This is a genomic window from Shewanella zhuhaiensis (assembly GCF_022484835.1).
In the GTDB taxonomy this organism is placed as follows: Bacteria; Pseudomonadota; Gammaproteobacteria; order Enterobacterales; family Shewanellaceae; genus Shewanella; species Shewanella khirikhana.
This window is the reverse complement of sequence record NZ_JAKUDL010000002.1, coordinates 821,517-838,762: the sequence shown is the minus strand read 5'-3', so window position 1 is coordinate 838,762 and position 17,246 is coordinate 821,517. Positions and strand designations below refer to the sequence as shown.

Below are 17,246 nucleotides of genomic sequence, written 5' to 3'. Positions count from 1 at the left end.
TCTGCGACTTTTGACTCAATCGTCAAAAACCTGCTTAAGAATGCATTCGATTAATTGGCTGCGGCTGATGTTACTGGCCAGCGCCTTTTCGTTCAAGGCGTCATACAAATCTTGTGACACCTTTAACTCTATTCGTTTCAGGCCCTTTGCCTTGTCCCGTTGGATCTGGTTCCGTTTGTTAATCCTCAGCTGCGCCTCACGGGGCAGAGGATTGCTTCTTGGACGTCCACGGCGCTTCTCATCGGCAAAGAGATCGATTGTTGTTCTGTCTGCTGCTTCTTTTGCCATTGTCGAGTTAACCTATACCGGCACCTTCCCATGTCATCTGGATGATACCTTTGGCGATAAAACCGGCGCAGCCCAAAAACAGCACCAACCAAACAATATAACGGCCAAATTTAGGCACGTTTCCCTGTTTGAGCACATCATGGATGGCCATACCGATGAAAAAGAATATGGCAGCAAAAAACAGATTCAGACCCAAGGTTTCAATCTGCTGCATATGCTGAGCTAACATCGAGGCTTACTCCGTTCGTGTCCTGGTGTGGGCGAAAAACCCGGTCTTGAAAAGGAGGCGCGAATATATCACATCATATTAGCGCCTGCTATAGCCTTTACCCAAGCGCCTCAGGGCTTTGGCTGTCCAGAAAGTTTTTCACCAGGCGGTTAAAGATGGCGGGCTTTTGCGCATGCAGCCAGTGCCCGGCGCCGCCAATGGATTTAAGCTGCACCTTAGGAAATTGCGCCAGTATCGCATCCCTGTGGTCGGCGCTGACGTAGTCTGAGTCTTCGCCACGGATAAACAAGGTTGCGCCGTCAAAACGTTTATCTTCAAAAGGCCAGCCAATAATCGCATCGTAAGCGCTGATAAGGCCGCTCAGATTCATCCGCCAATAAAACCCCTCATCGGCGCGGCGCAGGCTTTTTAACAGAAACTGGGCCGTGCCTTCATCCACCCCTTTGCCAAGCACATGGGCAAGGGCAGCTTTGCGATCGACACTGCCATCCAGCGGCAGCGAGGTGAGGGCATCGAATACCTTTTGATGGCGTGGCAGATAGGCCACAGGTGCAATATCGGCGGCCACGACAGATTTGACCCGCTCTGGGTGGTCAAGGGCCGTGGCGAGCACAATTTTACCGCCCATGGAGTGACCCACCAGATGGGCTTTCTCAATCCCAAGCTCATCCATCAGTGCAACCACCGCCTGGCTCAGGGAAGGGTAATCCATATGATCCCAATGGGGGCTTTGGCCGTGATTGGGTACATCGATTCGGGTGACCCGGTAGTGCTCTTCCAGCGCCTGACCGAGGCCCTTGAGGTTGTCCAGATCGCCAAACAGCCCATGGACGAGGATGACATCCTCACCTTGCCCCTGGGTGCCGTAATTAAGTGTCTGCGGCTGTGATGCCTGTAACTGGTGCTCTGTGGCTTGCATATCCTGCGCCTGTTACCTGTTGCGGCTGAATAAAAGGAGGGCAATTTTGCCTTTTGGGGCGAATAGGTGCAAGGCGCGCTGGTATTTTCGCCCTGTTTGCGGCCAGACACTGGCCGGCGCGGCTATTTTTTACCCGTTTAAACCCAGGCGCTGCCAAGTTAGCCGAACTTGGACACGCTTTTCAATTTGGAGCGCTTTATCAATCTGTTGGAGTGGCTTACACTGGGCTTTCTTCGGCGAGTCGGCTTCAAAGAAAGCCGCCAGAGAATACAAAAGGAAAGCATTGGTGATGAAATATATAGAAGTGGATGAAGAGCTCTATCGCTACATAGCCGGCAAAACCGAACGTATTGGCGAGAGTGCCTCCGACATTCTGAGGCGTCTGCTGGGACTGTCGGTCGCCGAAATCACCGAAGCTGCCCCCGTCGATATCAGTGAGCCCAGCATGGAAACCCCACCCGTGGAAACTGCCGCGATTAAGGCCGCTGAGGCGCCATCTTCTGCGGCTCAGGTAGCAGCGGCTGTCATCGAGGCAAAAGCAGAGCAGTCAGCCGATATCGACTTCGCCAACTTACTCAGCGAAACCAGCCTCGATGCGCAAAAAGGCGCCGTAGGCCGTTTCCTGTACGCATTGGAGTGCCTGCACGCTGCCGCTCCAGGCCGTTTCGAGCAGGTGCTGCAAATCCAGGGGCGCGATCGCCTCTACTTTGCCACCTCCAAAGATGCACTGCTTAAGGCCAGTAAATCGGCCAACCCAAAAGAGATTGGTTGTAGTGGTTTTTGGGTAACCACCAATAACAATACCGCGAAAAAACGCACCATTTTGGAAGAAGCCCTGCTGCAGCTTGGCTGCGATCCTGTGCGCGCCAAATCCCTCGGTGAATTGGCACTGGCCTGATTGAGCCACACGTTTTGGATGACTGAATAAAGGATTACACGTCTTGGCAATCCATGACCGCGCGGGCAAGCCCGCCCAGCAAGGGGATCTGGTTAATATCCCCAAACTGATGAGCCACTATTACCGCCTGGTACCGGATGTAAACGATCCGGCCCAGAAAGTCAGCTTCGGCACCTCCGGCCACCGTGGCTGCGCGTTCCATAAAGGTTTTAACGAGCAGCACATTCTGGCCATTGCACAGGCTGTGGTGGATTGGCGTACTCAGGCCGGGATCGGTGGCGCCCTGTATTTGGGAATGGATACCCATGCGTTGTCGCAGGCTGCTTACCTGTCGGTCATTGAAGTGCTGGTTGCCAACCATGTGTGCGTGATTGCCCAGCTCAATGACAGCTTTACCCCAACGCCTGTGGTCAGCCAGGCCATTGTTGCCGCCAATTGTGGCCAGAGCAATGCCGCTGCACTTTGCGATGGCATTATCATCACGCCATCCCACAATCCGCCCCAGGACGGGGGCATCAAGTACAATCCGCCCCATGGCGGCCCGGCTGAAGGCGAGATCACCGGCTGGATTGAAAAACGTGCCAATCACTATCTGCTGCATGCCCTCGATGGTGTGAAGCGGGTTAACTACGGCATTGCGCAAACGCTGCCGTTTTTAAAGCATAAAGATTTGATAGCGCCCTACGTGAACGACCTTGCGCAAGTGGTGGATTTGGCCGCCATCGCCAAAGCTGGCGTGCGTATTGGGGTTGACCCTCTGGGTGGCAGCGGTATTCATTACTGGCAGCCGATCGCCAAACAATATGGGCTTGATATCACTCTGGTTAATCACAGCGTGGACCCGACTTTCGGGTTTATGACCCTGGATAAAGACGGCAAAATCCGCATGGATTGCTCATCGCCCCATGCCATGGCCGGCCTGCTGGTACATAAAGACAAGTTTGATATCTGTGTTGGCAACGATCCTGACTACGATCGCCACGGCATCGTATGCCCGGGCACTGGTCTTATGGATCCGAACCATTATCTGGCCGTTGCCATCGACTATCTGCTGGGCCACAGACCCCAGTGGGCCAAAACCTTAGCTGTGGGTAAGACCCTGGTGTCGAGTTCACTTATCGACAAGGTTTGCGCCGCCCATCAGGTGCCTTTGATGGAAGTGCCGGTGGGCTTTAAGTGGTTTGTCGATGGTCTGGCCGATGGCAGTGTCTGCTTTGGCGGAGAAGAGAGCGCCGGTGCAGCCTTCCTTAAAATGGATGGCACTACCTGGTGTACCGATAAAGACGGCTTCATTCTGGCACTGCTTGCGGCTGAAATTCTTGCTGTGACAGGGAAAACCCCAGCCCAGCGGTATGAAGAGCTGGTTGCCGAGCATGGCCGCTGCTTCTACAAACGTATCGATAGCCCGCTAAACCCCAAGATGAAGGCCAAGTTTGCTGCGCTGAATGCTGAAACCCTCGGGGCAGACGCTGTTGCCGGTGACAAGATAGCCGCGGTGCTGACCAGGGCGCCGGGCAACGATGCTGCCATTGGCGGTATCAAGGTGTGCACCGACAAAGGCTGGTTTGCCGCCAGACCATCGGGCACTGAGCCGCTGTTTAAGCTGTACGCTGAAAGCTTTGTCAGCGAGGCCCATCTCGCTGAGCTGATTGCCGATGCACAGGCTATTCTCGGTGCGGCGCTCAAGGCCATTAAAATCTAAACGCTTTACTTCACAATAAAAAACGCGCCCCATGGCGCGTTTTTTTATCTCTGGATGTACATTTGGAGCCACATAGGCTCAGTATTCAATATGGCAACTGGGCAGGTTGTTCTTATCGAGATAATTCTGATGGTACTCTTCGGCCACGTGGAAGGTTTGCAGCGGTACGATTTCGGTCACTATGTGGCGGCTACCCCAGCGACCAGAGCGGGCGAGGGCAAGTTTGGACGCTTCTGCCTGCTCTTTTTGCAGCTTGTCGTGGAAAAAGATAGTGCTGCGATACTGGGTGCCTATGTCGCCACCCTGTTGGTTGAGGCTGGTTGGGTTATGGTTTTTCCAAAACACCTGCAGCAAATCGTCAAAGCTCACCTGACTTGGATCGAATTCAACCTGCACCACTTCGGCGTGGCCGGTGATGCCTTTTTTTACATCTTCATAGCGGGAATATTTGTCGTTACCGCCCATGTAACCGCAGGTGGCGCTGATCACGCCCGGGATCTGCCGGAAAAAATACTCTACACCCCAAAAACAGCCGGCGCCGAATGTGGCAAATGATGAACTGGATTGTGACATGGAAACCTCTATGGATGTCTGGACGGCTAAATTGTGATGAAACTTTGTCGTAAATGCAATAGGGCGAGGCGGCTTTGTTATCAACTCCGGCGTGGCAATGGCTAAATGATTGAGATCAGGCTTAAATAGCTGTGATAGTATTGGCACAAAAAACTGCATGGCCTCACGGATTGCTGCCGGTTTGACTGCATAACAGTTGTCTGCCGCTCGGCTGTACTGTCCGGCCAACAGGCAGTTATCAGCAAGCAAAGCCTTAGGGAAGGCGTGAAGCTGTCTTCGCCCCTTCCTCAGAGAAAGGAGACCCCAAGTGCTTAACCTACTGCAAGGCTGCAAAGACTTTTTGCATCTCACCCTGTCAAATCCTGAACACCTGGACCCCATAGCCCCCCAACTTCTGCATGGCCACACCAAAGTAAGCCTTTGGGATACAGGCGTACTGCTGTTTGAACCAGCAGGTGGCAACAGCCAAAAAGATGTGGTGCTCTCAAGCGGAGTGCACGGCAACGAAACTGCGCCAATTGAGCTTTGTAATGGCCTTATTCAGGATCTGCTGGAAGGGCGTTTGCAGGTAAAAGAGCGGGTTCTGTTCCTGATTGGTAACCCGGCCGCCATCAACAATGGCACCCGCATCGTAGATGAAAACATGAACCGCCTTTTCAGCGGTGAGCACAGCCGTGGCCCCGGGCTGTCAAACCCTGAGCGGGTAAGAGCCAAAAAGCTTGAGGCCTATGTCACCCGTTTCTTCAGCGAAGGCGCGGCAATCGGCGCAGGCAGGCAGCGAATTCATTACGACTTGCACACTGCCATCCGCGGCTCAAAGCATGAAAAGTTTGCTATTTACCCCTATCGACCCGGCCGCGCTTTCAGTGGCGAGCAAATTATGTTCCTGGCGGCGAGCGGCGTAGATACCGTGCTGTTCCACCACGAACCGACCACAACTTTCAGTTATTTCTCCTCCGAACTGTTCCGCGCCGACGCCTTTACCATAGAGCTTGGCAAGGTGTATCCCATGGGGCAGAACGACATGAGCAAGTTCGACAGCACCCGCGAAATGTTCAAGCGCCTTATCTGTACTGAGCCGCTGGAATTGCCAGCCTTTGATGCCACTCAGGTGAACCTCTACCAGGTTTGCAGGGTCATTAATAAGGAAGCCGACGACTTTGAATTTACCTTCAGCACCGATGTAGAGAACTTTACCGCCTTCCCCCGTGGCCATGTGATTGCCCGTCAGGCCGGTAAGGACATACTGATTGAGCAGGAAACCGAAGCTGTGGTCTTCCCCAATGCCAAGGTGCCTATTGGCCAGCGCACTGTGATCATGCTGGTACCCGCGGTAAATCCACACGTGGAATAAGGCTGTAAAGCAATTAATACATGCATTCGGGGGAAACTTGTCCCCCGTCATAGTGTAATGATTGTCAGGTAGTTTACGTTAACGTAATGTTCATCCCGCGTTTTACATACAGGCCTGGTTGTGCCCGGCCACAATGATAACAAGAGCAGAATATGAGCAACGCAACAACAAACCAAGAGACTGTGCATAAGGTCTCCTTCCTCGACAGGGAGTCGCTGCACATCCCCATTCTCAAGATCCTTCAGGCCGACGGTACGCCTTACGAGGAAGCCGTTCTCCCGCAAATCGACGAAGCCCTTGCCAAGCGCATCTATGACGCCTGTGTGTTCACCCGGGTGCTGGATGAGCGCATGTTGGGTGCACAGCGCCAGGGTCGTATCAGTTTTTACATGACCTGTACCGGTGAAGAAGCCGCTATTCTCGGCAGCGCAGCTGCCCTGGATGACAAAGACGTTATCCTGGCACAATACCGCGAGCACGCCGCCCTGCGCTATCGCGGTTTTACCACCGAACAGTTTATGAACCAGATGTTCAGTAACGAAAAAGATCTCGGTAAAGGCCGCCAGATGCCGATCCATTACGGTACGGCAGCGCTGCATTATCAAACCATTTCCTCGCCACTGGGCACTCAAATCCCGCAGGCCACCGGCGTGGGTTACAGCCTGAAAATGAAAGGCGAGCGCAATGTCGCCATTTGTTACTTTGGTGAAGGCGCAGCTTCTGAAGGCGACTTCCACGCCGGTCTGAACATGGCTGCGGTGCTGAAAGCGCCGGTAATTTTCTTCTGCCGTAACAACGGCTACGCCATTTCCACCCCCACCGAAGAGCAGTTTGCCGGTAACGGCATTGCCAGCCGCGGTGTGGGCTACGGCATGCATACCATCCGCGTTGACGGCAACGATATGCTGGCGGTGCTTGCCGCCACCCAGCAGGCCCGTGCCTATGCCCTTGAGCACAACGCACCTGTGCTGATTGAAGCCATGACCTATCGACTCGGTGCCCATTCTTCATCGGACGACCCTTCCGGTTACCGCTCCAAGGAAGAAGAAGCCAAATGGCGTGAGCACGACCCGGTTAAGCGATTCAAGCTGTGGCTTATCAATAAAGGCTGGCTCGCCGAGGCCGATGATGAAGCCATGTACGAGAAATACCGCGAAGAAGTACTGGCCTCAGTAAAAGTGGCAGAGAAAATTCCGGCCCCCCGCATCGATGAGATTATTGAGGATGTCTACGATGAGCCAACGCCGCAGCTGAAAAAGCAGCTGGAGACGCTGAAGGCGCACGTGAAAAAGTATCCGCAAGCTTATCCAAAAACTGCAGGGAGGCTCTAAGCCGTGGCTGAAATGAATATGTTGCAAGCCATCAACAGTGCCCTGCGCATTGCGATGGAAAAAGACCCAAGCATGTTGGTGTTCGGTGAAGACGTGGGCCACTTTGGCGGTGTGTTTCGCGCCACCTCCGGCCTGCAGGACAGCTTCGGTAAGGACCGCTGCTTTAACACCCCGCTGACCGAGCAGGGGATAGCCGGTTTTGCCAATGGTCTGGCCTCGAATGGCACCACCGCTGTGGCGGAAATCCAGTTCGCTGATTACATCTTCCCGGCGTTCGACCAGATTGTGAACGAGAGCGCCAAGTTCCGTTATCGCTCAGGTAATGAGTTCAATGTGGGCGGCCTGGTGTATCGCACTCCCTACGGCGGCGGTATTGCCGGTGGTCATTATCACTCTCAGTCGCCTGAGGCCTATTTCACCCAGACCCCGGGTCTGAAGGTAGTTGTGCCCCGTAACGCCCATCAGGCCAAGGGTTTGCTGCTGGCGTCTATCCGCGACAAAAACCCTGTGGTGTTCTTCGAGCCCAAGCGTCTGTACCGTGCCAGCGTTGGCGAAGTGCCTGAAGGCGATTATGAGCTGCCACTGGGCAAGGCCGAAGTAGTGAAAGAAGGTAAAGACATCACGCTGCTCGCCTGGGGCGCGCAGATGGAAATCGTCGAAAAAGCTGCCGAAATGGCAGAAAAAGAAGGTATTTCCTGTGAAATCATCGACCTTCGCACCCTGGCACCCTGGGATGTGGACACAGTAGCCGAGTCGGTGAAAAAGACCGGTCGTTTGCTGATTAACCACGAAGCGCCGCTTACTGGTGGCTTTGCCGGCGAAATCGCGGCGACTATTCAGGAAGAGTGCTTCCTGTATCTGGAGTCGCCCATCGCCCGGGTTTGTGGTTTGGATACCCCGTATCCACTTATCCACGAAAAAGAATATATGCCGGATGCGCTCAAGACCTTTGAAGCCATCAAGGCCAGCGTCAACTTCTAGGAGCCCGGTATGATTAAAGATTTTATTTTGCCGGACATCGGTGAAGGCGTGGTCGAGTGTGAGCTGGTTGAATGGCTGGTGAGCGAAGGCGACCAGATTGCCGAAGATCAGCCCATTTGTGACGTGATGACCGACAAAGCCCTGGTGCAAATCCCGGCGCCCTTTGCCGGTGTGGTCAGCAAGCTTTATTACGCCAAGGGTGAAATCGCCAAGGTGCATGCACCCTTGTACGCCGTTGAAATCGAAGGCGAGGGCGCCGATGCGCCAGCGGGTCCGGTTGAAACCAGTGCTGAAACCGCGCCTGCCGCCGCGTCAGCTGCGCCCGCTGCCACTGCCGTTGCAGCGAGTGCCGGTAAGCAAGTGGAAGAATTCCTGCTGCCCGACATTGGTGAAGGCATTGTGGAATGTGAGCTGGTCGAGTGGCTGGTAAACGAAGGTGATATGGTCGAAGAAGATCAGCCTATTGCCGATGTGATGACAGATAAAGCGCTGGTACAGATCCCCGCCCTGAAAGCAGGTAAAATTGTCGCCCTGCATTATCGCAAGGGACAGCTTGCCAAGGTGCATGCACCGCTTTACGCCATCGAGGTGGAAGCTGAGCATCCGGTAGCCACAGCTGCGGCAGCGACTGCCGTGTCGGCAGATGCGGCAAGAACCTGCCAGGCTGAGCGTGTTGCTCCGGCTACCGCTGCTGTGAATGGGAATGGCAAGGCACTGGCAAGCCCTGCGGTGCGCCGCATGGCCCGCAGCCTGGACGTGGATTTGTCGCAGGTGCCGGGCAGCGGTAAGCATGGCCGTGTGTACAAAGAAGACATTGAGCAGTACCTGAAGGGTGGCGTTTCGCCAGCAGCTCAAGCAACAGCTACTCAGGCGGTTACTTCTCAGACGCCCGCAGTGGCGGCCCAGGTACAGCCTGCAGCGGGTGACCGAGTTGAGCCAATTCGCGGCGTAAAAGCCGCCATGGCGCGGCAGATGATGGACTCAGTCTCCAGCATTCCGCACTTTACCTACTGTGAAGAAATTGACCTTACAGATCTCGTTGCCCTGCGCGAGCGCATGAAGGCCAAGTACAGCAGTGACGATTTGAAGCTGACCATGATGCCTTTCTTCATGAAGTCGCTGTCACTGGCTCTCAGCGAGTTTCCGGTGGTCAACAGTCAGGTGAATGCCGATTGCACCGAGCTGACCTATAAGGCCAGCCACAACATAGGTATGGCGGTGGACTCCAAAGTGGGCCTCTTGGTGCCTAACGTGAAAGATGTGCAGAGCAAGTCGATTCTGGATGTGGCCCGCGAAATCACCCGCCTGACCGAGGCGGCCCGCAGTGGCCGGGTAACCCCGGCGGATCTTAAAGGTGGCACCATCTCCATCTCCAACATTGGCGCCCTGGGCGGCACTGTGGCTACACCTATTATCAATAAGCCCGAAGTGGCCATTGTGGCACTGGGTAAGTTGCAAACACTGCCACGCTTTGCCGCCGATGGCAGCGTGCAGGCGCGCAAGATAATGCAGGTGAGCTGGAGCGGCGACCACAGAGTTATCGATGGTGGCACCATTGCCCGTTTCTGTAACCTGTGGAAGCAGTATCTGGAGCAGCCAGAAGATATGCTGCTGGCCATGCGCTGAAACTCATCTTCATGTCTTTTTAAAAGCGCCTGCGGGCGCTTTTTTGTTATCTGTAGCCGTGGTCCGAAGGTTGGCATTGCGGATAAGCGAGTGGCTATCGGCCAAAACACCTTAATCTTTTGCCTGGCTTTACGTATAATGCGCCGAAGTCGTGTGTTGTCGGAATTAGCATGAGTCAACAAGCCCCCATTCTGGAACCCATTCAGTATCCATTTCCGCCCAAGCCCATCCCACTTTCGGATGCGCAGAAGCTGGAATACAAAGAAAAAATCAAGGCGCTTTTGAAAGCACGCGATGCCGTGCTGGTTGCGCACTACTACACAGATCCCGAAATCCAGGCGCTGGCAGAAGAAACCGGCGGCTGCGTATCAGATTCGCTTGAAATGGCCCGCTTTGGCCGTGACCACCCCGCGCAAACCCTTATTGTTGCCGGTGTGAAGTTCATGGGTGAAACCGCCAAAATCTTAAGCCCGGAAAAAACCGTGCTGATGCCAACGCTGGAAGCCACCTGTTCCCTGGATGTGGGTTGCCCCATCGAAACCTTCAGTGCCTTCTGTGATGCTCACCCAGACCACACTGTGGTGGTGTATGCCAACACCTCTGCTGCAGTAAAAGCCCGTGCCGATTGGGTGGTCACCTCCAGCATTGCCCTTGAAATTGTTGAGCACCTGGACAGCGAAGGCAAGAAAATCATCTGGGGCCCTGACAGACACCTTGGCAGCTACATCGCCAAGCAAACCGGCGCCGAGATGCTGCTGTGGCAGGGCGAGTGTATCGTTCACGACGAATTCAAATCCAAGGCGCTACGCGAGCTTAAAATCCAGTACCCGGATGCGGCTGTGCTGGTGCATCCAGAGTCACCGGCCAGCGTGGTGGAAATGGCCGATGCCGTAGGCTCGACCAGCCAGCTTATCAAGGCCGCGCAAACCCTGCCGAACGATACCTTTATCGTGGCCACCGACAAGGGCATCTTCTACAAGATGCAGCAGGCTGCCCCCGGTAAGACATTGATTGAAGCCCCAACCGGCGGTAACGGCGCAACCTGTAAGAGCTGCGCCCATTGCCCCTGGATGGCGATGAACGGCCTTAAGGCGATTGAAGCGGCATTGTCTGCCACTGACACCGCCACCCATGAGATTTTTGTGGATGAGTCACTGCGTGAGCGCGCCAAGCTGCCACTCGATCGCATGCTCGATTTTGCCAAGACCTTGAATATGCAAATTAAGGGCAACGCCTGAGTCTTATCGCAAAAAGTTTGAACTATGTCATAAAACCCGCTTCGGCGGGTTTTTTGTGGGCTATATTTACCCAGGTAGCCCAGACCAAAGGGGTATATGACGACTACACTTATACCTCTAAACTCCATATACCACCCGACAAACTCTCTGTTTCATCAACTTGAAGGGAACCCCTATGAACATGCGATGGATTGCGAGCCTCAGTTTAAAAACCAAGCTTATGCTGGTATTTATGCCGCCGCTCCTTGGCTATCTCATTTACGGTGGCATCTTGCTGGCTGAGCGGGTGGAAGAGCAAAACTCCCTCGAGCAGGTACAATTGCTGACTGAGCTTGCAGTAACCAACAGTGCGCTGGTACACGAGCTGCAAAAGGAACGTGGCATGAGCGCGGGCTTCCTCGGCTCAGGCGGCACCAAGTTCAAGGCGCAATTGCCGTCCCAGCGCGGACTCACCGATGAAAGGCTGAGGGCACTGGACAATTACACCCAGGGCAAGAGCTTCCCGAAAAAAGTCAGCGACGAAATAGGCCGCATCCGCGTTGAGCTCGGACGCCTTGGGCAAATTCGTGCCAGCATCGATAGCCTGGGGATCAGCGTGCCGGATCAGGTGGCCTTCTACACCAACCTTAACGCGTCGTTGCTCAGTACCGTGGATGACATTGTTAAGATTGGCTCCAACAAAGACATCTCCATTGCCTCGGCCGCCTTCAGTGCCTATCTGCAGATGAAAGAACGCGCAGGGATAGAGCGGGCCGTACTGTCTTCCACCTTCGGCAATGATGGCTTTAAGCCAGGCGTCTTTACTCGCGCCGTGAAACTTATGTCCGAGCAGGACAGCTATGGCGAGCGGTTCCGCGCCCTGGCAACGGCCGATCAAAACACCAGTTGGCAGCAGTTGCAGCAGCAGGCCGAAATTAAAGAAGTTACCCGCTTCCGTGAAATCGCCCTGTCGCAGGACAACAGTAAGATAGCGGCCACAGCGCCAGAAGATTGGTTTAAGGCATCCACCGCGCGGATAAACCTGCTGTATAAATTCGAGCAGGACCTCGCCAAGGCACTCGATGCCCAAACCGACAACCGCCTCAGCGTGGCAAACTTCCATTTTATCGTGGTGCTGGTATCACTGCTGTTGGTGCTGGCGGTGGTGGTGCTTATGGGCTTCTCGGTAATGGGCTTCCTGCATCAGGGGATTTCCCACATCGAAGGCAAGATGCGCCGTGCAAAAGAGGAGTTTGATCTTTCTACCCGGATTGAGCTGCAAAGCCAGGATGAACTGGGCAGGCTCGGCGCCGCTTTTAACGGCATGATGAACGACTTTGAAGCGGTTATCGTGCAGGTTAAGCGCAACAGCCAGACGGTGACCAACGCCGTGGAGCGTATGGAGACCCACTCAAATCAGATGCGCCAGGACGTTGCCCTTGGTCACTCAGAGGCAGAGCAGGTCGCCTCCGCCATGACTGAGATGAGCGCTACCGTGAGCGAGATTGCCTCCAATGCGGTTGAAGCCTCCTCGGCGTCCGGTAAAGCCAACAAAGAGGCGCAGACCGGCAACACCGAAGTGGGCAATACCGGTGATACCATCAGAAGCCTCGCCAGTGACATCAACGCCGCCGCAGCGGCTATCTCCCAGCTCGATGAAGATATTCAGGGCATTGTCAGTGTGCTCGAGGTGATAAGTGGCATCGCCGAGCAAACCAATCTGCTTGCGCTTAATGCCGCCATTGAAGCGGCCAGGGCAGGTGAGATGGGGCGCGGCTTTGCCGTCGTAGCCGATGAAGTGCGCTCGCTTGCCCAGCGCGCTCAGTCGTCCACAACCGATATCCGCACCATGACCGAGCGTTTGAAAGACGGCGCCAAGGTGGCCGTAGAGGCCATGGCCCGCGGTCAAAGCCAGGCCCATGCCTGCGTGGAGGAGATAGTCCATGCCGGAGAAGAGCTAAGCCGCATTGTGCAATACGTCGGTGTGATAGACAGCATGAATGAGCAAATCGCCGCGGCCACCCACGAACAAAGCGCAGTGGCAGAAGAGGTAAACCGCAACGCGCTCAGAATAAGTGAAATCTACCAAAGCACCCACAGGGTAGCAGACGAGCTTGGGCGCATTAACGATGATTTGCTGAATGCAGTCAACGCCATGAGCCAGGAAGTCTCACGCTTCTCCCTATCAAAAGGCTAATAGGGTTCGGTTGCGGTAAAAGGAGCGGGCAAAAGCCCGTTCTTTTTTGAGTAATCATCATTAGCAAAGCGCTTAAGAAAATAACCAATCCATCCACACTAAAGCTGTTCAAAACAGCACATAAGATGCGGATTTTTGAGCGAAATGCCCGCAAAAGCATCGCTTTGCTCAGCAAGTGCGCAAACGATAAAAATAATTGGTTTTTCCCTTGACCCTGGAAGGGCATTTGCGTAAAGTACCGCTCCGTCGACAGGGGAAAGCAACGCGCTGACTGACGACAGACAATATGGTGAGGTGTCCGAGTGGCCGAAGGAGCACGCCTGGAAAGTGTGTATACGGAAACGTATCGAGGGTTCGACTCCCTCCCTCACCGCCACATTCTGAAACGGGGTTCGCAAACGCGAACCCCGTTTTGCTTTGGGCGTTTGCATCGATTGCTTCTGAAGCTGAGCAATCAGCTATGGTGTTGTCGCTTTGTAAAGCGACATCGATAACCATTGGCCCTAAAACCCAACCCAAACCGCCACTGACAACCGCAGCAAAAGAAAAAGCCCGGATTAACCGGGCTTTTTAACAAGTAGCAGTAAATTAGAGCAAATCACTGATTAGTCATTGATGTGGGCACAGCGACCAAACTCGGCGCCGGCCTGAACAGCCTGAACCACTTGTTTGGGGAACGACAGTTCGCGATCGGTGCCGTTATCGCACACAAAGGCCTTGTTCTGATCCACGGCGAAGGTGATGGTAGCTCCGGCCAGGCCGCCCATCATTTCTGAGCCATTGCCGCTCAGGGCAAATGGGTTGTCCATGGTGATTTGTGACGCTTCTACCACGCCTTGCTTGCCGAAGAACTGCTCGAGGCTAATCCAACCCATACCCTCAATGTACAGACCACCCATAAAGCCGGTAAAGAAGCCGCCGGCACGTACAGAGATCATCGACAGATCGTCAGTGGCATCCAGCAGTACCATTGGCGGCATGCCTACCAGCGGTACCAGTGTCTCATGGGTATAACCCTGAGCACAAAGGTCGCCATAGAAGAAGTGGTTGAATGGTACCTGCTCACACCAACGCAGTGAACCCAGCATTTCCATGTCGTCGGTGGCGGTGTTCCACACCTTCACACCTTCGCTGGAGCCAAACGCAATGCGCTTGCCGTCACGGGAAATTGCAGAGCTGTCACGGGCGCCGAAGCGGCTGTAGGTGTCAACAAACTCGCCGTTGACCCAGGCCACTTGCTTGTAGCCGGAGTTGGTGCCGGTAACGGTTTCGCCGTTGCCGGATACGCGGTCGGCGCGAACCCACTGCACAAAGCCAGGCAGCTCATAGGGTAGTTGTTGCATGCCGCCTTTCTTGGTCCACTTGAATGGCACCACTTCGCCTTTGCCGGACGACTGACAGCTGCCGTTGCCGTCGACATCGATATAGCCGGTACCCACAACTGTGTCACCGGTATCGTCCATATCCCATGGATAGGAGGAGTTGGTACCAGACTGACCACTGCCGCCACAGGTGTTACCGTTGAGGTCGCCAATCGGGGTCAGATGGTTACTGTTAAGGTCCCAAATGGCCGCTTCGCCAATGCCGTTACCGGTAAAGTCAGCCATTACGCTGGCCTTGGTGGCATTTTTGTTCATAGCGGCAGAGCCTACCTTGACCGCAGCGCCCGCTGGGTGCAGCTCAAACACGGCTTTCTTGGTGCTGTCGTAGAGGAAGGGGGTGGTACCTGCCTGTCCCATGCCTTGCTTACCGTTTTTGGACAAATCGGTGATGAAGGCCTGCACCAGTGGCGTGTACTGAATACCATCGGTGTAACCATTGAAATACATGCTGACTTCTTTGGTTTCGCCGCCGGCCACCACAATCGGGGTTACTGCACAGGCGCTGTCGGTGGCAGGATTGGCGCTTTCGCCGTCGTTCCAGTACTCAGGCTCAGACACAATGGCGGTTTGACGGGTTGGGTAACCACCGGCGTTGATGGACTCGGTGTACAGCACGTAGCGGCCGCCCGGGGTCAGGCCGTTGATCACAAACTTGCCGTCGGGGCCGACTTTACCCTGGGTCAGGTTGCCTGACTGCTGAGTGATCACGTCGTACAGTGGGTTGTCCAGGTTGCGGGCAACCATGTTCACGCCTGAATACTCAATGCCTTCCTTGGTGTACAGGGTACCGCTGATGCTGCCGTAGGAGGCTTTGTATTCAGGGGTAGGGTACAGATCCGAGATATTCACGATATCGTCTTTGATGTTCACCGTGTGCTGGTTGGCACCCTGGGCGCCGCGCACGTTAATGAAGGGGAACATGGTTTCAATGGTATCGGGAGCTATCTGGCTGGCGCTGGTATAGGTGTTCACACCGGCACAACCCGGTACGCCGTCGTACTGTGGGCGGTAGGCGGCTGACATATAGGTCAGGTGGCCGTTGGCCTGTGAGTGCGACATGTTGATGGCGTGGCCAAACTCGTGGGTGAATACGCCGCCCACCTGCTTGCCTTCGGTATCGCTCACGTCCACAAACCAGCCGTTCATCAGCGCGGTCGCTTCGGTGATTTCACCCGTTTCTTCATTGGCCCACTCAGGAAAGGCGATACCCAGTACCTGATTGCGCGGGATCCCGAAGTACTGCTCAAGAATTTGACCATCGGTGTCGTAGTTTACCCAAAAGCCATAACCGTTTTCGGCGTTGTAGATTTGGTCGACGTTGGTTTCGTTCACGTCGGCAATGCCGGTTTTCTCGGCAATGGTGCCCTGAACTGTCATGGCGAAGGTAGAAGTGGCCACGTTGGTCCACTCGGCCACCGCATCGGCTGTGACCTTGTTGGCCTGCTCAATGGTCAAGAAGGCAGTGCCATCGTAGTCGACGGTGAAGGCCTGGGCAGTGCCACCGTCTTTGGTGGGTACAACAGGGCCACCATCGGTATACACAGGAATGGCACCCTTGGTGGTATCCCACTTGTAGGGCTGCATGGTCTTGTCATGGATGTACAGCGGGCCGCCGGCGAAGGCGCTGCCAGCAAGCATGGCCAAAGACACGGCGGTGGCGATTTTGGTCGATTTCATTGTTATTGTCCTCCGGCCAGTTTGCCCACAAGGCCCATAAAGGCGGCCGAGTCAACGGCGCCATTGGTGGTCAGCAAATTCGCTTCTTCAGGGCTCAGACCCTGCGCGGTCATGTCTTCAAACAGACCAAGGTTACCCAGCTGGTTTTGTACCTTGCCGTTGCTGACCACAAACTTGCCTTGCTCCAGGCCCACGGTTGAGTTCAAACCGCCGCCAAGAGAAGGATTCATAAAGGCGATAACCTGTTCACCCACCTGCCACTTGGCAAAGCCTTCAGGTGATACGCCCAGATAGACCTTGCCGTTACCCATAGACTTGGGCTTGAGCAGACCGAACTGACGGAAGCTGTAGGTGGCACCTTCGGCATATTTGCCTTTCACATCCTGACCCACCTTGATGGTGATTTCGGTGTAAGGGCGGTTTTTGTTATCGAAGCCATCGGTTACCGACAGCACCTGGCCGGCGATGATGTTGGCTGATGCGCTGACCATGTCCTGCAGATTTTGTTTCAGATGTTTTTGCGCCAGGGCTTGCGGGGCAAGCGCCAGGGAGCCTGCGATGGCAGCTGACAGCACCATTGTCCTGAGCATGTGACCATGTCTCATTCCAAATCCTCCAAAGTTGTTGTAAGAGTTCTATTCCGTTTGGCTGTTAACGCGCTACAAAGGGCACAACATTGCGTTAACAGATGCGTTTTAAAACACCACATGCGGATGGGGTTTGGCACGAGAAAAGTCGTAGCATTTTGTACTTTGCTAATACAAAAGGAGCGTTGCCGACTTGCTTAAAAACTAATCGGACCAGCGTAGCAGGCCTGTTATATCGCCATAGTGGATTGATAATTGGTAACAAAAGGTGTTGCTACTTAAAAA

The 17,246-nt window shown here is 54.6% G+C and carries 14 protein-coding genes and 1 tRNA gene; 9 read left to right on the top strand and 6 right to left on the bottom strand.

Annotated features, from left to right (window positions below; genetic code table 11):
* Window positions 1–15: 15 nt before the first annotated feature.
* From ybfE to MJ923_RS09365, 3 genes are all read right to left on the bottom strand, one after another.
* Window positions 16–288 (bottom strand): LexA regulated protein, encoded by a 273-nt coding sequence (gene ybfE / locus MJ923_RS09375; RefSeq protein WP_126166865.1) that lies wholly within the window; start codon window positions 286–288, stop codon window positions 16–18.
* A gap of 7 nt (window positions 289–295) precedes the next feature.
* The gene (locus MJ923_RS09370) at window positions 296–517 is read right to left on the bottom strand and encodes a DUF2788 domain-containing protein (RefSeq protein ID WP_126166866.1); all 222 of its coding nucleotides are present in this window, start codon (window positions 515–517) and stop codon (window positions 296–298) included.
* A gap of 97 nt (window positions 518–614) precedes the next feature.
* Entirely contained in the window at window positions 615–1,436 is an 822-nt protein-coding gene (locus MJ923_RS09365; protein ID WP_240590832.1) for an alpha/beta fold hydrolase, read from the bottom strand.
* A 289-nt stretch (window positions 1,437–1,725) separates the two neighbouring features.
* Between MJ923_RS09365 and seqA the strand changes: the two genes are divergently transcribed.
* Both seqA and pgm read left to right on the top strand, forming a co-directional pair.
* Window positions 1,726–2,334 carry a replication initiation negative regulator SeqA gene (seqA, locus tag MJ923_RS09360; RefSeq protein WP_240590893.1) on the top strand — a complete coding sequence of 203 codons (609 nt, stop codon included), beginning with the start codon at window positions 1,726–1,728 and terminating at the stop codon, window positions 2,332–2,334.
* A gap of 43 nt (window positions 2,335–2,377) precedes the next feature.
* Complete coding sequence (gene pgm, locus MJ923_RS09355) at window positions 2,378–4,036, top strand: phosphoglucomutase (alpha-D-glucose-1,6-bisphosphate-dependent) (protein ID WP_240590831.1); 1,659 nt, start codon at window positions 2,378–2,380, stop codon at window positions 4,034–4,036.
* A gap of 78 nt (window positions 4,037–4,114) precedes the next feature.
* Here pgm and msrA read toward each other — a convergent pair whose 3' ends face one another.
* On the bottom strand, window positions 4,115–4,609 hold the full coding sequence (gene msrA / locus MJ923_RS09350) for a peptide-methionine (S)-S-oxide reductase MsrA (RefSeq protein WP_126166869.1): 495 nt from the start codon (window positions 4,607–4,609) through the stop codon (window positions 4,115–4,117).
* Window positions 4,610–4,916: 307 nt separating this feature from the next.
* Here msrA and astE point away from each other — a divergent pair, with 307 nt between their 5' ends.
* The 7 genes from astE to MJ923_RS09315 all read left to right on the top strand — a co-directional run bounded on the left by astE (window position 4,917) and on the right by MJ923_RS09315 (window position 13,691).
* Window positions 4,917–5,963 (top strand): succinylglutamate desuccinylase, encoded by a 1,047-nt coding sequence (astE, locus tag MJ923_RS09345; RefSeq protein WP_240590830.1) that lies wholly within the window; start codon window positions 4,917–4,919, stop codon window positions 5,961–5,963.
* A 152-nt stretch (window positions 5,964–6,115) separates the two neighbouring features.
* Window positions 6,116–7,294 carry a thiamine pyrophosphate-dependent dehydrogenase E1 component subunit alpha gene (locus MJ923_RS09340; protein ID WP_240590829.1) on the top strand — a complete coding sequence of 393 codons (1,179 nt, stop codon included), beginning with the start codon at window positions 6,116–6,118 and terminating at the stop codon, window positions 7,292–7,294.
* Between the two features lie 3 nt (window positions 7,295–7,297).
* A complete protein-coding gene (locus MJ923_RS09335; protein WP_240590828.1) occupies window positions 7,298–8,275 on the top strand; it encodes an alpha-ketoacid dehydrogenase subunit beta in 978 nt (325 codons plus the stop codon).
* Window positions 8,276–8,284: 9 nt separating this feature from the next.
* Window positions 8,285–9,901 (top strand): dihydrolipoyllysine-residue acetyltransferase, encoded by a 1,617-nt coding sequence (locus MJ923_RS09330; RefSeq protein WP_240590827.1) that lies wholly within the window; start codon window positions 8,285–8,287, stop codon window positions 9,899–9,901.
* A gap of 170 nt (window positions 9,902–10,071) precedes the next feature.
* Window positions 10,072–11,139: a quinolinate synthase NadA gene (nadA, locus tag MJ923_RS09325; RefSeq protein ID WP_126166874.1), complete on the top strand. Its 1,068-nt coding sequence runs from the start codon at window positions 10,072–10,074 to the stop codon at window positions 11,137–11,139.
* Window positions 11,140–11,314: 175 nt separating this feature from the next.
* Window positions 11,315–13,315 carry a methyl-accepting chemotaxis protein gene (locus MJ923_RS09320; RefSeq protein WP_240590826.1) on the top strand — a complete coding sequence of 667 codons (2,001 nt, stop codon included), beginning with the start codon at window positions 11,315–11,317 and terminating at the stop codon, window positions 13,313–13,315.
* 288 nt (window positions 13,316–13,603) lie between these two features.
* Window positions 13,604–13,691, top strand: a tRNA-Ser gene (locus MJ923_RS09315).
* Between the two features lie 229 nt (window positions 13,692–13,920).
* Here the strand turns inward: MJ923_RS09315 and MJ923_RS09310 are convergent.
* Together MJ923_RS09310 and MJ923_RS09305 are read right to left on the bottom strand one after the other, a co-directional pair.
* Complete coding sequence (locus MJ923_RS09310; protein ID WP_240590825.1) at window positions 13,921–16,374, bottom strand: zinc metalloprotease; 2,454 nt, start codon at window positions 16,372–16,374, stop codon at window positions 13,921–13,923.
* Between the two features lie 2 nt (window positions 16,375–16,376).
* A complete protein-coding gene (locus MJ923_RS09305; RefSeq protein ID WP_126166877.1) occupies window positions 16,377–16,979 on the bottom strand; it encodes a hypothetical protein in 603 nt (200 codons plus the stop codon).
* Window positions 16,980–17,246 lie beyond the last annotated feature (267 nt).

Bases quoted from the DNA above. Each gene is read 5' to 3' on its own strand.
- ybfE (WP_126166865.1), bottom strand. From the start codon at position 288: ATGGCAAAAGAAGCAGCAGACAGAACAACAATCGATCTCTTTGCCGAT.
- MJ923_RS09370 (WP_126166866.1), bottom strand. From the start codon at position 517: ATGTTAGCTCAGCATATGCAGCAGATTGAAACCTTGGGTCTGAATCTG.
- MJ923_RS09365 (WP_240590832.1), bottom strand. From the start codon at position 1,436: ATGCAAGCCACAGAGCACCAGTTACAGGCATCACAGCCGCAGACACTT.
- seqA (WP_240590893.1), top strand. From the start codon at position 1,726: ATGAAATATATAGAAGTGGATGAAGAGCTCTATCGCTACATAGCCGGC.
- msrA (WP_126166869.1), bottom strand. From the start codon at position 4,609: ATGTCACAATCCAGTTCATCATTTGCCACATTCGGCGCCGGCTGTTTT.
- MJ923_RS09340 (WP_240590829.1), top strand. From the start codon at position 6,116: ATGAGCAACGCAACAACAAACCAAGAGACTGTGCATAAGGTCTCCTTC.
- MJ923_RS09330 (WP_240590827.1), top strand. From the start codon at position 8,285: ATGATTAAAGATTTTATTTTGCCGGACATCGGTGAAGGCGTGGTCGAG.
- nadA (WP_126166874.1), top strand. From the start codon at position 10,072: ATGAGTCAACAAGCCCCCATTCTGGAACCCATTCAGTATCCATTTCCG.
- MJ923_RS09320 (WP_240590826.1), top strand. From the start codon at position 11,315: ATGAACATGCGATGGATTGCGAGCCTCAGTTTAAAAACCAAGCTTATG.
- MJ923_RS09310 (WP_240590825.1), bottom strand. From the start codon at position 16,374: ATGAAATCGACCAAAATCGCCACCGCCGTGTCTTTGGCCATGCTTGCT.
- MJ923_RS09305 (WP_126166877.1), bottom strand. From the start codon at position 16,979: ATGAGACATGGTCACATGCTCAGGACAATGGTGCTGTCAGCTGCCATC.